Genomic DNA, 15,956 nt, shown 5'->3' on the forward strand with positions numbered 1-15,956 from the left:
TCTGTGACTGTACCTAACTAAACTTATCGAGCCTTAATGAGCGGGCGGAGTCTGTGCATCGTCATCGGTGGAGCCAGAGACGAACTCGCCATCGGCCACCGAAGGATCATCATCCACGTAGCGGCCGGCTTCGTAGTCGTAACCGATAGCATGGCCCTCCTCATCGGTGCGCGCGTACCACTCAGTGACCTCTGCGGCGGTGGAATCAAATTCGCCGCCGGTGGCGTAATCGGAGTCTCCCGCAGTGGGCTCGATCGACAGGGCAAAGTTATCGCCGTATTCGCGCACGCCGTGGATGACCGCATTGGACACGGCCTGGTGCTCGTAATAGTGGCGGATGGAGGCCGGATCGTGGCGCAGTTCCCTAATCAGGGCAATGCACATCAACACGATGATGACGGCAAAGGGAAGCGCCGTAATGGTGATGAGGTTTTGCAGGCCTTGCAGCGCGTTTTTGCCGCCGGACATGAGGATAACCACGGCGATGCCCGCCATGCAGATCACCCAAAAGACGGTGACCAAGGGCTTCGGCTGTGGGTTGCCGCGCTGGGTGAGCTGGGAATTGACCAGCGAGGCTGAGTCCGCAGTGGTGATGAAAAATACCACGAGCATGACGATGACCAGTGGGGCCATCCAATTGGATCCGGGGAAATGGTCCAAGACGTTGAAGAAGATGTCTTCGGCCGCCGGCATGGAATCGATGGTGCCATCGGGGGCGATATCGCCATCGCGGCGCTGCAGCCAAATGGTGGTGCCACCCAAGATGGTGAATGCGGCGATGATGATGGCAGAAGGAATAAACAGCACGCCAAGGACGAATTGGCGGATGGTGCGACCGCGGGAAATCTTGGCCACGAATACGCCGACAAACGGCGACCAGGATACCCACCACGCCCAGTAGAACGTGGTCCACGAGGATAGGAAGGAGACCATATCTTCGCCTTCGCCCATGTTGGCGGACAACATTTCAGGGGTGTTATCGAGGTACTCGATGATGACTGCGGGCATCATATTGGCCAGCAAGGCAGTCGGTCCGATGACGAAGAAGAAGATGGCGATGCCTAGCGCCAATGCCAGGTTGATATTGGATAGCCACCGCACGCCCTTAGCCACACCAGACACGGCGGAAAAGATGGTGCCGATGGACAGCACAATGATGATGACCAACGCCGCGGTATTGCCGGCGGTGGACCAGCCACTGACGATTTCCACGCCGCGGCCGATCTGCAGCGCGCCAATGCCCAAAGTAGCCGCGGTACCAAAGAGGGTGGCGATGATAGCCAGGCCATCGATAATGCGCGCCGGTGTGGAATCGGTGGAGCGGTTGCCAAAAAGCGGCATCAAGATAGAGCTCATCAGGGGTACGCGCCCGCGGCGGAAGGACACATAGGCCACGCACAGCCCGACGATAGCATAGATAGCCCACGCATTAAGGCCCCAGTGCATGGCCGATTGGGCCAGCGCGCCGAGCACCGCTTCATCGCTGGCGGCCTCATAGGCACCAGGGCGCGGCGAGAGATAATGGGTAAGCGGTTCGTAGGGGCCGAAGAAGATAAGCCCGATGCCGATGCCCGCGCCAAAGAGCATGGCGGCCCAACTGATCGTGGAAAACTCCGGCTTTTCGCCATCCACGCCGAGTGGGATTTTCCCGTACTTGGAAAAGGCCAGGATCAACAGCAGGAACATCAGGAAGGTGGCCAGCGCCGTAAAGATCCAGCCTAGGTTGCGCATAACCCAGTCCAGGGCCGTAGAGGAGGTATTAAAAACCTGTTCGGGGGCGAGCACTCCCCACACCACGAAGGCGATGACGAGCCCACCGACAACGCTCAAGATGGTCTTATCCACGCTGTATTTAACCTTTTGGTCCTCAATGGATACGCCAGGGACCAAGGCGGGGTGAATATTGTGCGGGTAGATGATGTCGTGCAGGATGCGCTTGGCGCCGCGCACGCGCTTTTGGCTTTCTTCCGTATTATTAACGTTTTCCAGCCCACTGGTGGTTCCGTTATCGGGCCGGGGCGATGAATTAGACGACAAAGCCCTACTCCTATTTCGTTATGCACTTTTCAACTTGAGGGGATCATTAATACGTTAACGAACATTGGCTAAAACCACCGACTAAGCGCTGTTTTACCCCCACATGCGTAAAATGAGATCCGTACGTTACGCCCCGCTTTAACGCTTTGGAGTTACTTTTCCTATGGTGCCCTACCCGCTTGCGACCAGCTACTTCGGCGTCGAACACGTCGCCATCCTGGAACATGTCATCTCCGGCACGGTGCTGAGCATTCCTGGCGTGGGTAGTCAGCCTGCTCTTATCGATGTCTCTCTAGAGCCCGATACCTACTCCAACGGCTGGCGGGTGCGTTCGGAATTTGGTTTCATCGGGTTCCTCGACGAGGTAGAGGCAGCCGAATACCCGGACCTACACCGATTGAAGGCATCGCAGGCCACTCCGCAGACGGTAGCCACGGTCGGCATCGTTGACGGCGAACTCGAGGTCGCCGTCTCCCTCGGGCTGTGGCCGTGGATGGTACCGGTCAATGACCAGCCGGCCGAATCGGCGCTTCTTGCCGGCGGTCACGGTGCGGTCATCGATTCTGCGGCAGGCGATCTGACCGATGAGCAGCTATCTCACCTTGAAACGCAGCAATTCTTTGTCACGCTCAAGGTCATCGATGACGCCGTCGTGGCCTCGTGTGGCGATACTGTGGTCGGCCCGTGCGGCGTGTTAAGCCAGTTGCCGGGTCTGCGCGCAGCGTATGCGGCGGCACAAGAAGCCGGTACTGTGTTGGCAGCCCGTGCCTATAGCGGCGGCGGGATGATCGCGGTCGATATCCCCGCAGAGGATGCCACAGATACCGAATTATTCTCCCCGGCGGTACCACCCCTGCGGGTGCCGTCTGGCCGCACCGCGCTTCCCAGCACCACCACATCCCGCCCTACCACCCCAGCCCAGCCCGAGGGGTGGGAGTTCGCGCTGGAGTCCGCCGACATTGCAGGCGATCTTCCCGCCGGCTTCCGGTGCCCAGTCAGCCCGAGTGCCAACAAGGATCTGGGCTCGGCCGAAGCGTCGCCCGCAATGCCCAGCGCTGCTCCAGAGAACGACGCTGCCCCGACCACGCCTCGTGCCCACGAGGGCGACCAGGCTGCGGCACCGCCCGCTAGCAGCGGCTTGGCCGACTTGGTCTCGTCCATGCCGGGCTCACAGAACCTGAGCTGGCGCGCACTTCCCGTCGCGGAGGAACCGGGCCGCTTTTCTTCCGAATCCGCCCGCGTGCGCGCCCGGCGCGTGGCGCGCGAACAGTCCCGCCCGCGCGGCGGAAACCACCGCAAATAAGTCGGCCGCGTTTGCTTAGCGCAGTGTGCGCTTGCCACCCTCGCCACGGCGGGTAATGCCTTGGGCATCGAGGTATTCCAGCAGTGGGATAGCCACCCGGCGGGTGGTCCCCAGCACTTGGCGCGCGGCGGACAAGGTAAAGGGCTGTTCGAGTTGTGAGAGGTGCTCCCGTGCCTTGTCTGGGGCGTCCGGCAGGAGGATGATGCCATCTTTCAGACGTAGCAGGCGCCCAGCGCGCTCGGCGGCGGCCAGTTCTTTTTCGCTCAGCCCCAGCTCTTTAAGCTCGTGTGCCTCCGGCGCGGCAAAGGGTTCAGTTTCTAACCTGCGTTCCAATTCGGCCACGGCGGGCTCGGCGGCGCCGAGATCTACGGTGTGGCCAGGCAGCCGGATTAAGCCTTCGGATTCTTCAGCGTGCGCAGCGGCTACCGCTAGGCGCAGCAGCCCTTCTTCCTTAAGGCCCAAGGCATCGAGTGCCGCATTGCGCGGCATGCCGGGTGCGAGCGGGTTGGCCGCGGCGTGTTCCTGCAGCGCGGTAGTCAGCGCTTCTTTCCAGCGCGTTACCTGGCGGGCGGCAATCCACCACTGTTGGAAGTTAATGATGCCCGGCGGCGTGGCATCGGTGTCATAACCATCGAGTTCCAGGTCCGCGCGCCGGGCATAGCCCGCGCGCTGCAGGTAGGAGGAAGGATTGCGGAAAGAGGTGTGCTCCGCCAATGCCTCGGCACGCTTGCGGGCGGCGCCGCGGCGGTCTAGCTCCGGCGGGCGCACGTCGATGACCTCCACGCCGGCGCTAACATGTCGGCCGCCGGGGCTGCGGACGACTAGGCGATCCAGGATGACCAGCGGCATAGCGCGCGATAGGCGCAGGCGGGCAAAATCCGCTGACAACGGCCGCAGGTGCGCTTCTATCCCGGCGGTGCCGCAGTGGACCACGAGGTTATCGGGTAGTTCATCAAGCGCGGTGCCAAAAGTGCGGTGGACGTCCACGATATCGACACCGCGCCACGCACCTGGGGTAAGCAGCAGATCACCGCGGTGGATATCGGCGGCATCGACCCCGCGCAGGTTGACCGCGGCACGTGTTACGGGGCCCAAGGATTCCTGCGCGGTATTTTCGCTATGCAAGCCGCGAATCTCCACGCGCTTGTCCCCTGCCACGGTGGAAAGCACCAGGGCATCGCCGGTGCGCAGCGTGCCAGCACTCAGCGTCCCGGTCACCACGGTTCCCGCGCCCTTGACGCTAAAAGCGCGATCGATCCACAGCCGCACCGGGGCGTCTGTGTCGGGTGCGGGCACGCGGGCCACCAAGTCATCGAGCGCCGCGCCCAGTTCCGCCAGGCCCTCGCCGGTGTGGGAGGAGACGGGGATGATGGGGGCATCGGCAAGCGGGGTGGCAGAAAACTGCATGCACACCTGGGCGGTGACCTCCGCGCGGCGCTTATCATCGGCGCGGTCGCTGCGGGTCAAGGCGATGATGCCGTGCTCGATGCCCAGCGCGTGCAGCGCGTCGCGATGGTCGGTGGATTGGGCCTGCCAGCCCTCATCCGCGGCAACGACAAAGAGCACCACGGAGGCTGGGCCCACCCCGGCGAGCATATTGCCAAAGAACTTTTCGTGGCCGGGGACGTCGACAAAGGCCACGTCCGCACCCGAGGGCAGCGCCGTCCAGACAAAGCCCAGGTCAATGGTCAGCCCGCGGCGTTTTTCCTCGGCCCACCTATCCGGATCCATGTCTGTGAGGGCGCGCACCAGGCTGGACTTGCCGTGATCCACGTGTCCGGCGGTCGCGATAACGTACACCTACATCACCGCCCGAATGGCCGCGATGAGCACCTCGTCCTGGGACTCGGGCACGCAGCGCACGTCAATGAGGCAGCGGCCTTGGTGCTGGCGCGCCACCACCGGCGGGGTGTGCTGGCGCAGTTTTGGCGCAAGTTCCTCCGGCAGGGATACCGCTACGCCGGGCAGCGGGTACTCGGGGGCTCCTCCCCCGCCCACGCGGCCAGCATGCTCAACAACCTCGCCACCCACCGCCGCGGCGATGGCCTCGGTGCGCGCGCGGTGGCGCGCCGGGTCAAGGTGGAGGGCCTGATTCACCGCATTGGCAGGCGTCGTGATCGCTGCCTCTAAGGCATTGAGCCGCAGCTTATCTATGCGCACCGCCCGCGCCAGCGGGTGCTTTTTCACCGCCGCAATCGCGTCCTTAGTGCCCAATAAGATGCCGGCCTGCGGCCCGCCCAAAAGCTTATCGCCCGAGGCGATGACGATATCCGCCCCGGCTTTCAGCTGCGCGTGAATATCGGGCTCATCTGGCAGCACCGGATCGTGGGTAAGCAAGCCCGAGCCGAGATCCACAATAAGGTTCGTGCCTTGTTTCTTCGCCAGGCGCGCCAGCTCGCCCACGCCCACAGAGGAGCTAAACCCCTCAATCCGAAAATTGGACGGGTGCACCTTCAAAATCGCGCCGGTCTCCTCCCCCAGCGCGGCTTCATAATCGTGGAGGTGCGTCCGGTTGGTCGCACCCACCTCGCGCAGCCGCGTCGCGGTGGATTCAATAAGTTCCGGCAGGCGAAACCCCGCGCCAATTTCAATGAGCTCGCCGCGCGAGATGATGACCTCCTTGCCCGGGGCCAGCGCGGCCGTGGCCAGCAATAAGGCCGCCGCACCGTTATTGACCAGCAGCGCATCCTCCGCGCCGGGGCACGCCGCCAATAGGGCCTGGGTGGCACCGGCACCGCGCCGGGACGAGCGCCGCCCGGTGTCTAAGTCCATTTCCACGTCGGTATATCCGGCCGCGTCCTGCAGCGCGTCGATCGCGGCCGCAGGCAGCGGGGCGCGGCCCAAGTTTGTATGGATGATGACGCCGGTGGCATTGATGACCGGCTGCAAGGAATGGGTGCTGTGGTCAGCCAGCCTTAGCGCTATTTCTTCCTCCACGCTGGCAACGGGCACGTCCCCGCGGCGGGCGGCAGAGAGCACGGCCCTAATCGTGGCGCGGATGGCGTGTTCAGCGAATATCTCCCGTGCGCGCTCTACCGCGGGGAGCCGCAATAGCTCATCCATGCGGGGTAAATTCCGGCGGGGATCACGGGCATTATTCGCGGGGCGACCAGCGTTATGACTCGGCACTCGTTTTCCTCCTTGCGCGCTTTTGGCGGAGACGGACAGGAATCGAACCTGCCAGACCGAGATGCTCGGCCTCACCGGTTTTGAAGACCGGGGCGCCCACCAGGACACGTACGCCTCCGCCTGGCTACTTTACAGATCCCGCGCGCACCCCACCGTCGCCGCCCCACCACTTTCCGGCGGGTAAAATGACCACCATGACGGAGCAGATTAACTTAACCTCTTTCGCCGCAGGTGGCGGCTGCGCCTGCAAGATTCCCGCCGGTCAATTGGAATCCGCAGTAGAAGGGCTCATCGGCAAGGCCGATCCCAACGTCTTGGTCGGCCTCGACGATGGCGATGACGCCGCAGCGGTCAAGATCGACAACGGCGTCGCCGTGATTTCTACCGCGGACTTTTTCACCCCCATGGTCAATGATCCCTATACCTGGGGCCAGATTGCCGCGGCCAATGCGCTATCTGATGTTTACGCCATGGGTGGCACCCCCATTACCGCCATCAACCTCGTGGGCTGGCCCAATGAGAAGCTTGGCTTGGACGTCCTGCGCGAGGTGCTGCGCGGCGGCATGGATAAGGCCACCGAGGCAGGCATTTCCATTACCGGCGGCCACTCCATTACCGCCCCGGAGCCCTTGTACGGCATGGCGGCGACGGGCATCGTTGATCCCGAAAAACTCATGCGCAACGATGCCGCGGAGGCCGGCCTGCCCATTACGCTGACCAAGCCCATCGGCGTGGGCATTTTGAATAATAAACACAAGGCCACCGGCGAGGTATCCCAGGCCGCCATCGATTCCATGACCGCGCTCAACCGCCAGGCCGCCCAGGATGCGGTCGCCGCAGGTGCGCGCGCGGCCACCGATGTCACCGGCTTCGGGTTATTGGGCCACCTGTACAAGATGTGCCGCGCCTCTGGCGTATCGGCTGAGCTGGACTTTTCCGCGGTCCCCACCGTGGACGGCGCCACCGATGCCCTCGCGGAAGGCTTTATCCCGGGCGGTTCGCGCCGCAACCTGGATTGGGTGCGCCCGCACCTGCAGCCCTCCTCCCTTACGGAGGAAGAGCTAGTGCTGCTTGCCGATGCCCAAACCTCCGGCGGCCTCCTCATCATCGGCGAGGTCCCGGGCTACCCCGTTATTGGTCGCACGACACCGCTTTCTGACGATTCCTATATCACCATTTCCTAAGATGAATCACCGCATTTTTAGCCTGCCCCTTGCCACCCTCGCCCTCGGTGCGAGCCTTGTCGCCTGCGCTGACGAGAGCACCAACCGCGGTTGCTCGCCCATCGAATTATCGGAACTGCGCACGTCATTGCCAGACACCCTGATCGGCGCTAACCAGGATCCCGATTCCACCAGCGATGAGGATGACTCCTTTTCCGTGCTCTATGGCGGCGATTCGCCGGAAAAGATTAGCGTGCTGGGCACGAAATACGAGTCCGATAATGAGGCCGTATGCCCCGATGACCCAGATGCGGCGGCGGAGCGCTACTTGGAGCTGGTCAATGAGGACATCGATAAGCAAAATGCCGCCCAAGGCCGCGTGGGAAATGAGTACAAGCCGTTCGATTTCACCGCCGCGGACCGGCATTTTTATTGCTCGGCCTGGGAGATAGAGGATGCCGTCTCAACCACCTGCGTGACCACGGTGCATGACGCTGCGGTGAACTACTATCTCCACCGCGATTCCGAGTCCTTGGAGGCGGAGCAATCGCGCATGCAGGAGATCGGCGAAGAGCTTGCCGATTCCTTCGCCAACCTCGACTAAACTAGCTAGCCCTCGCTAGCCTGCGCTGAGCACGTCGGTGGCAAGCCCTTGCTCGCGCCGGCGCCGCTCCGCACGGCGTTTTTGCGGCCCCATCGTGGTGGCCGGGTTCTTCACCGCCTCCAAGCCAGCGTTGAGCACACCAAAGCGCGTGCACGCAGAACCAGCAAGCAAGGCCAGGCCCGAAGCCACAGACACGGCGCGGGACTTCGTTGCCGCCGCCACCGCGCTGCCCACGCCGCCAGCGGCAATCAGGTACTCCGAGGCGCGCATGAGCTTCCCCGGTGCGCCGTGGTGCAATTCCTCGCGCGGCTCCGGCTCCATATTGTTTTCTAATACCTTCGTCGCCGCGATATCGCTGGCCGCAGCCGCCATGCCCAAGGCCCGGGCAGGCCCGGCGTGTTTCACCGGGGTGGTGACCATGGCCAGGCCGGAGGCCGCTGCCGAGGCAGAGGATACAAAGACATAGGGCAGGTGCCGCTTCATGTCATTCCATACCGGGTTGGACGTATTGGACAGCAACACCGCCGTATATCCGGCCAACGGGCCGCCGAGCACGCCGGTTATCACCCCGGCCGAAGTCGCGGCCTTGCCTAGGCTCGCGCGCAGCCACTTCGGCAGCGGCAGCTTCCGCTTGGTCGCGTCATCTATCTCTATCACGGCAGGAATGGCCGCCGCGGTGGAAAAGCCCGCGAGTAACCACGATCCGAGAGACATCGGCGAGGTCACCTTGAAGACGCGGAACATATTCAACGCGCGTTCCGGCCGGCCTAGGTCCAAAATCAAAAAGACCGATCCGGCGGCCGCCGCGCCAAAGGCCGCTACCCGCGTGGTCCGGCGCAATGGCGCATTGCCCGCCGCCTGTGCACCGGTGGCGAGAAGACCCGAACCGCCGGCAATACCGCCCAAGAAGAAATACCCACCGATGGGCCACTCCCACGGCGGGGCCTTAACTACCGGCCTGCCGTAATAGGAAGAAAACTCGAAGTCTTCTGCCATCCGCTCCTCTTTGGAGCCATCCTGCGCACCCGCACCCGGGCGCTTGCGCTTCTTCTTGCGCTTCGGCCCATCGAAGTTGCGGTAGCGATTCGGCCGCTCCGGCTGCGGTGGCCGGTACTCATCAAAACCGCTCATTTGCGCCCTCCAATCAAAAAGGAACCCGCCACGGCCAGCGCCATCCCGCCGATGGCCTTGGCCGCGGTCTTATACATGCTCGGCAAATCCGCGGTGGGCACGCGCGGATCCGGCGGCAGGCCATAGACCTCTGGCGAATCTAGCAATAAGAAGATAGAGCCGGTTCCGCCCACGCCATCGTTATCATTGGCGCCGTAGAGCCGCGCCTCCGTTATGCCCTGTTCGTGCAGGACGCGCACGCGATCCTTCGCCGCGGCCAGCATGTCCTCATAGGTACCGAACTGGATGGAATCCGTGGGACACGTCTTGGAACAGGCCGGTTGCTCGCCCTGTTTCAGGCGGTCATAGCACATGGTGCACTTCTGGGCGACGCCCACATTCTTAATCGGCATCGCCTCGCCCGGCGTATGGTCAGTGCCTTGGGGTTTGCGCTGCTTGAGCTTCTTGAGCACGTTGATGCCGGCATGCGAATTATCCTGATAATCCACCGTCGCGGTCTTATCGTATTTCAACGACACCCCGCCGTCATCGCGGCGTTCGATGACGCCGAAGGGACAACCCGCCACGCAGGTTCCGCAACCATTGCACACATCATCTTGGACGACCACGGTGCCAAACTCTGTGCGGAAGAGCGCGCCCGTGGGGCACACGTCCAGACACCCTGCATGCGTGCAGTGCTTGCAGACGTCCGAGGACATCAACCACCGGAACGTATCCGTATCAGGCGGAGTGGTATCGACCTCGTCAGGCTTTCCACCGATGGTGGGCATGCCCAGGGAAATAAGCTGTTTTCCCTCTTCACGAGCCTTTTCGATGCGGTCATTGTTTTGTTCCACAAAGGCCACGTGGCGCCACGTATTAGCGCCCAAGGCACCGGTGTTGTCATAGGAATCACCGGTGACGTCATATCCCTCTACCGGGTTGCGGTTCCATTCCTTGCACGCCACCTCGCAGGCCTTGCAGCCGATGCACACGGACGTATCGGTGAAAAAGGCCATGCGGCGGTAGGAATCATAGCCGTGCCGGCCCGCGTCCTCGGTCAGTAGATTAGTCATTTACTTACCTTCTTCGCCTTTACTTGCCGTCTCGCCGTCACTACTTTCCGCCCCAGGCTGGCCATGCTTTTCGGGCTCGCGGTTATAGGTAAACGAGTCAGGGACCGACAACAAATCATTGCCGGAATCCACGCTCAACTGCGCCCGCTCCTGATACTGCTTGAGTAGCTTCAAGCGGCCTTCTCCCCTTGGCCGGCGGCCCGGCTGGATATCGCAGGCACCGATCTTTGAGTTCTGAATAAACACATTCGGCTCGAGGGTCAGGCCCAAGAGATCGTTAGCGCCGTCACCGGCCACAGCGGTGGTCTCGGACTCGCCGTAGTGGAAGGGCAGGCCAATCTGGTGGAATTCTTCCCCATTGATCTTCAGCATCTGCATGCGATCGGTAACCAAGACCTGCGCCTCAATCACACCGCGCGGCGAGATAATCGTTGCCCACTCGCCATTTTCCAAGCCGCGCTTTGCGGCCAAGTCCTTATCCACCTCGCAGAATAGGCCCGGCTGCAGCTCCGCCAGATAGGGCAGGCGGCGCGACATCGCACCCGAGGTGTACATCTCCGTGAGGCGGTAAGTAGAAAATACGAACGGGAACACTTCCGCACCGGGCATGCCCGGTTCTGGGCGCTGCAGGTTATCCGGGCGCTTGATGGTCAAGCGCGTCGGCGATTGCTGCTGCTTATACAGCACATTGGTCACCGGGGACTCCTGCGGCTCATAGTGGGTGGGCAAAGGGCCATCGGAAAGCCCGGAAGGCGCAAAGAGCCAACCGCGACCGTCCGCCTGCATGATGAAGGCGTCCGTGCCATCGAGGGCGTCGGGACCGACGGCATCGGCAGGAGCCTTGTACTCCGGCGACTTCGTCACCGGGAAGTCAGGGACGTCATCGCCTACCCACTTGCCCTGGGCCTCGTCCCACCACACGTACTTCTTGCGCTCGGACCACGGGGTGCCATCCGGCTTCGCCGAAGCGCGGTTGTACAAAATGCGGCGGTTAGCAGGCCAGACCCAGCCCCACTCGGGCGCGACCTCGTTCTGCTCCGAGCCCGGGACCTTGCGTGCGGACTGGTTGACGCCATCCTTGTACACGCCGGTGTAGATCCAGCAGCCGCCGGAGGTCGTGCCGTCATTCTTCATCTCTACGAAGGTGGGCAAAAGCTCGCCCTTCTTGGGACCATCCAGGTAGTAGCCGTTGATCTCTTTGAGGACGTCCTCCGAGTTCGGCTCGCCTTCCTCATTTTCCACGTAATCCCACGTCACCTTCTGGAGCGGGAGATCGCGCGGATCGGTGGAATCGCGCAGGCGTTCCTTCAGCTTTTTACCCAGCTGGTAGAAGAACCACAGATCGCTCTTGGCATCGCCTGGCGGCGGTGCCGCTTGGAAGCGCCACTGCAGCATACGTTGGGTCTGAGTAAAGGTACCGGCCTTTTCCACGTGGGTGGCTGCGGGCATTAGGAAGACCTCGGTTTCGATGTCTTCGGTCTTCAGCTCGCCGTTTTTAATCTCCGGCGCATCCTTCCAGAACGATGCGGTTTCGATTTCCTGGAAATCGCGTACGACCAGCCACTTCAGCGACGCCAAACCGCGGCGCTGCATGCCGCCATTGGACTGCGCCACCGCCGGGTTTTGGCCGAAGACGAAGTAGCCATCTACCCGACCATTGAGCATGGCCTGCAGGGTTTCATAGGTAGAATGCGCGCCGGAAATGCGCGGCATGAGGTCATAGCCCCAGTTATTTTCCTTGGTAGCCGCATCTCCCCAGTAGGACTTCATCAAGGACACTGCGTAATTCTCGCCAATCTGCCAGAAGCCCTTTTGGGACTCATCCCGGATCTCATCCACAAATTCCGGCCACGTCTGCTTTTCCACGCTCGGCATGGGCAGGTAGCCAGGCAGGGAGTGGAAAAGGGTCGGGATATCGGTGGAACCCTGAATGGAGGCATGCCCGCGCAGGGCCATGATTCCCGAGCCCGGTCGGCCCACATTGCCCATCAAAAGCTGCAAAATGGCAGCGGTACGGATGAACTGCGCGCCCAAGGTGTGCTGGGTAAAGCCCAACGCATAGGCGAAACACGTGGTGTGTTCCGGATCAGAATTCTGCGCAATGGAATCCGCCAGGTAGTAGAAGTCTTCCTGCGCGATGCCGCAGGTTTCTTCTACCAGCTCAGGGGTATAACGCGCATAATGGCGCTTGAGAATCTGGAAAACCGAATTCGGATGCTCCAGGGTGTCATCGCGCTCGACATTCCAGGAGGAACCTTCCGGTTTTTGCACGTATTGCCACGAATCGGTCACGTACGTGCCGGTTTCCGGGTCATAGCCAGAAAACAGTCCGTCCAATTCCTCGGTGTCTTGGTAATCCTCCGAGATGATCATCGGCGCATTGGTATACGCGACCACATAATCGCGGAAATACAGCTCATTTTGGAGCATGTAGTTGATAACAGCGCCCAACAACACCACGTCGGTACCGCCGCGAATGCCAATGTGGCGGTTAGCAAACGCAGAGGTACGCGTATACCGCGGATCCACGTGAATAATGCGGGCACCACGCTTTTTGGCTTCCACGACCCACTGGAATCCCACCGGGTGGCATTCAGCCATATTCGAACCCTCGATGACGATGCAATCAGCATTCGCCATATCCTGCAGCGGTTGGGTCGCGCCGCCGCGGCCAAACGAAGTTCCTAAACTAGGAACTGTGGCGGAGTGTCATATGCGCGCTTGGTTTTCGAGCTGCACCGCACCGGCAGCGGTAAAAAGCTTCTTAATGAGGTAGTTTTCCTCATTATCCAAGGTCGCACCACCAAGGCCAGCGACACCCAGCGTGCGGTTCAACGTCCGCCCCGAATCATCGGTGTCTTGCCAACCATTCCGGCGCGCTTCCAAAAAGCGATCCGCGATCATCTCCATCGCGGTGTCTTCATCCAGCTCCTGCCACTCGGTAGAGCGCGGGGCACGGTACTTAATCTTGGTCAATCGCGTTGCGGAGTTGACCAACTGCTCCGACGCCGAGCCCTTGGGGCACAAACGTCCGCGCGAAATCGGCGAATCTGGATCGCCCTCAATCTGGATGACCCGGTCATCTTTAACGTATACGCGCTGGGCACAACCTACCGCGCAATATGGGCACACGGATTGCACCACGCGGTCAGCTTCCACCGTGCGCCCGTGCTTTTCCTTACTCTTGGTTGATTGCGTATTGATATCCCTGCCAAAGGGATCGCCGCTACGCAGCTGGCGCACCACCGGCCAGTTGAGAGGACTTAAGCGAGACATGACTTTAAATCTATATTTGGGCGGAAAATTTCTCTAGCAAGGTGACCCTAAGCGCTTTTCGCCACGGCACTAATCGCGCGCTCCACGCCCTGCACGACGTCCGTAAGCTCCAGCATCGGGCTGTTTTCTTTAGCCTGTTCCTTAATAAACGGCACGTGGATAAAGCCTGCTTTTACCTGCGTATCTTTGAAATGATGCAGCAGGCCATAGAGCAGGTGGTTGCAGACGAATGTTCCCGCCGTGGTCGAGACTTGCGCTGGAATCTCGGCCTCCTGAATCGCTGCAACCATTGCCTTGACTGGCAGGGTGGAAAAGTACGCGGCCGGGCCACCTTCAACCACTGCTTCATCGCTGGGCTGGTTACCCGCATTATCCGGAATAGAAGCATCCGCCAAGTTGATACCTACTCGCTCCGGAGTGATATGGCCGCGCCCGCCGGCCTGCCCCAGGCAGACCACCGCGTCCACGTTTTCTTCCTCGGCCACAGCAATTGCCTGCTTCAGTGCTTCACCGAACACTGTTGGCACAGGATGCTTAATAATCTGCGCGCCACCGATTTCATCCGGCAAGCGATCCAGCGCGCGTTCCGTAGGGTTAATTTCTTCGCCACCAAAGGCATCAAAAGCAGTTACCAGAATCTTCATCATTCCAGTATGACAGCTGACGGCGCCCCGCTGCTTTGATTCCACGCTGTCCTCTTAGTTTCCTCGTAGTGCCCCATCGCCCTTCGCGCTCACGGGCGTTGGGGTTTCACCGGGGCACTGTGCTCACGGTGAGCGCGAAGGGTGAGGTGGACGGATTCGAACGGACGGGCAGTGCGTTACGTTGAGGCCTAAGATGCATCGCGCCCCGTCCCCCGTCCCACCGCCCTTCGCGCTCACGGGCATTGGGGTTTCACCGACGCGTTGCGCTCGCGGTGAGCGCGAAGGGCGGAGTTCTAAAACTGAGCAGTTAGCCGATTTGTTGCTTGGTCGTGCAATCAATCTTTGCGTAGGCACGGCCCTTCTTATCCACGGAGGTAAAGGCGTAGTTGCCGCCGTATGCACGGCACCCGGTGTAGGTATCCACGCGTGGTGCCTGTTGCGGCTGCGGGACCATGTACTGGCTTCCGGCCGTGTTTGAATTAGACCCTGCGGCGGGCGCTGTGGCGTCTACATGTGCAGCTTCTTCTGCCAGTCGCCTCTCGCGCTCAGTCTCTCGCTCCGCCGCTTCGCGCTCAGCCGCCTCCTGGCGCTCGCGCTCTTGTTCCCTTCGCTCCTCTTCTTTCGCCTTTTCCCGCTTGGCGGTCTCTACCTGTTCCTCAATTTCTTCTTCATGTTCAGATAGTTCCTTCTCCATCTGTTTTGCCAAGCGCTCTGGAGCTTCTGGATATGCGGCTTTTTGGAACTCACTGCGATCATCGCTACGTCCACGCAAGGCGTCCAACCCCTTCCGGGCAGCGTAGATCTGGGCCAGAGCCTTTGTGGCCCCACCGTCGTCGCTATCGATGTTGGCAGCAATAATTCCGATCCCAGCGGCAGCAGCCGTAGCACTTTCAGCTTGCTGAAGTGACTCTGCCATATCTTCATCGCTGGACACTTGACATTCATCGGAAACCCCGAAGACTCCCGTGCCCTTAGTCCTTGGCCCGCTTTCTGCTTCTTTTACCTCGTTATAGAACTTGCCATTAGCGCCAATCTTTTTGGCAACCGCAAGCCCCTCAGCAGCAATGTCTGCATTTACAAGATCGCCTCCAAGAAAGACACCGGCCAATGTGCGCCCATACTTATCAGTCTTCTCCTCGTCGTATTCCAGTGTCACCTCGGTTCCTTGTGGCAATCGACCTTCGAGGTACTCCTTGGCTTCTTCCGCTAAGCACTCGCTGGGCTTCCCATTGCGCCCCATTTCGGGAGTATCGATATTGAGGAGTCGAACCCTTGTCTTTTCGCCATCAAGCATGACGTCTATGGTGTCGCCATCGATGACGCGATTAACCACTGCGCGCTCATCACTATTCGCTGCACCGACTCCCATCGACACCACGCCACCGAGTACGGCAACGCCAATTAATGGCTTTATCCAGCCCATGCCTCTACCTCCTGTAAAAGAAATAAGAGTAAAGGTACCAGGAGGTTCACGGGCTACCTATTGGGTACACCCAGCATCTTGTTTGCGCCATCCCCCTCTCCCCACCCTTCGCGCTCACGGGGGATGGGAGCGCTAACCGAAATGAGGCTCGCGGTGAGCGCGAAGGGCGGGTTACAGGATGAGGATTGAAG

The 15,956-nt window shown here is 61.0% G+C and carries 11 protein-coding genes and 1 tRNA gene; 3 read left to right on the forward strand and 9 right to left on the reverse strand.

Annotation, left to right across the window (positions count from 1 at the left end; all coding sequences use genetic code 11):
- Positions 1-33: 33 nt before the first annotated feature.
- The gene (locus ACP8KU_RS07145) at positions 34-1,950 is read right to left on the reverse strand and encodes a BCCT family transporter (RefSeq protein WP_431603707.1); all 1,917 of its coding nucleotides are present in this window, start codon (positions 1,948-1,950) and stop codon (positions 34-36) included.
- A gap of 250 nt (positions 1,951-2,200) precedes the next feature.
- Here ACP8KU_RS07145 and ACP8KU_RS07150 point away from each other — a divergent pair, with 250 nt between their 5' ends.
- A complete protein-coding gene (locus ACP8KU_RS07150) occupies positions 2,201-3,340 on the forward strand; it encodes a hypothetical protein (RefSeq protein WP_023017714.1) in 1,140 nt (379 codons plus the stop codon).
- Positions 3,341-3,355: 15 nt separating this feature from the next.
- Here ACP8KU_RS07150 and selB read toward each other — a convergent pair whose 3' ends face one another.
- The 3 genes from selB to ACP8KU_RS07165 all read right to left on the reverse strand — a co-directional run bounded on the left by selB (position 3,356) and on the right by ACP8KU_RS07165 (position 6,587).
- Positions 3,356-5,140 (reverse strand): selenocysteine-specific translation elongation factor, encoded by a 1,785-nt coding sequence (gene selB, locus ACP8KU_RS07155; RefSeq protein ID WP_484483524.1) that lies wholly within the window; start codon positions 5,138-5,140, stop codon positions 3,356-3,358.
- Positions 5,141-6,469 (reverse strand): L-seryl-tRNA(Sec) selenium transferase, encoded by a 1,329-nt coding sequence (gene selA / locus ACP8KU_RS07160; protein WP_484483525.1) that lies wholly within the window; start codon positions 6,467-6,469, stop codon positions 5,141-5,143.
- Positions 6,470-6,492: 23 nt separating this feature from the next.
- A tRNA-Sec gene (locus ACP8KU_RS07165) sits at positions 6,493-6,587 on the reverse strand.
- A 76-nt stretch (positions 6,588-6,663) separates the two neighbouring features.
- Between ACP8KU_RS07165 and selD the strand changes: the two genes are divergently transcribed.
- Together selD and ACP8KU_RS07175 are read left to right on the forward strand one after the other, a co-directional pair.
- Positions 6,664-7,653, forward strand: coding sequence for a selenide, water dikinase SelD (gene selD / locus ACP8KU_RS07170; RefSeq protein WP_284644287.1), 990 nt, complete (start codon positions 6,664-6,666; stop codon positions 7,651-7,653).
- A gap of 1 nt (position 7,654) precedes the next feature.
- Positions 7,655-8,236: a hypothetical protein gene (locus ACP8KU_RS07175; RefSeq protein ID WP_284810114.1), complete on the forward strand. Its 582-nt coding sequence runs from the start codon at positions 7,655-7,657 to the stop codon at positions 8,234-8,236.
- A 15-nt stretch (positions 8,237-8,251) separates the two neighbouring features.
- Here ACP8KU_RS07175 and nrfD read toward each other — a convergent pair whose 3' ends face one another.
- The 5 genes from nrfD to ACP8KU_RS07200 all read right to left on the reverse strand — a co-directional run bounded on the left by nrfD (position 8,252) and on the right by ACP8KU_RS07200 (position 15,765).
- The gene (gene nrfD / locus ACP8KU_RS07180; protein ID WP_284611070.1) at positions 8,252-9,367 is read right to left on the reverse strand and encodes an NrfD/PsrC family molybdoenzyme membrane anchor subunit; all 1,116 of its coding nucleotides are present in this window, start codon (positions 9,365-9,367) and stop codon (positions 8,252-8,254) included.
- Positions 9,364-10,422, reverse strand: a complete 1,059-nt coding sequence (locus ACP8KU_RS07185) for a 4Fe-4S dicluster domain-containing protein (protein WP_005280072.1) — start codon at positions 10,420-10,422, stop codon at positions 9,364-9,366. The genes nrfD and ACP8KU_RS07185 overlap by 4 nt, the downstream gene beginning before the upstream one ends.
- Entirely contained in the window at positions 10,423-13,698 is a 3,276-nt protein-coding gene (gene fdnG, locus ACP8KU_RS07190; protein ID WP_484483526.1) for a formate dehydrogenase-N subunit alpha, read from the reverse strand.
- Between the two features lie 47 nt (positions 13,699-13,745).
- The gene (pcp, locus tag ACP8KU_RS07195; protein ID WP_484483527.1) at positions 13,746-14,387 is read right to left on the reverse strand and encodes a pyroglutamyl-peptidase I; all 642 of its coding nucleotides are present in this window, start codon (positions 14,385-14,387) and stop codon (positions 13,746-13,748) included.
- Between the two features lie 262 nt (positions 14,388-14,649).
- On the reverse strand, positions 14,650-15,765 hold the full coding sequence (locus ACP8KU_RS07200) for a thermonuclease family protein (RefSeq protein ID WP_484483528.1): 1,116 nt from the start codon (positions 15,763-15,765) through the stop codon (positions 14,650-14,652).
- Positions 15,766-15,956: the final 191 nt, after the last annotated feature.

The organism is Corynebacterium sp. LaCa_282, from assembly GCF_057198125.1.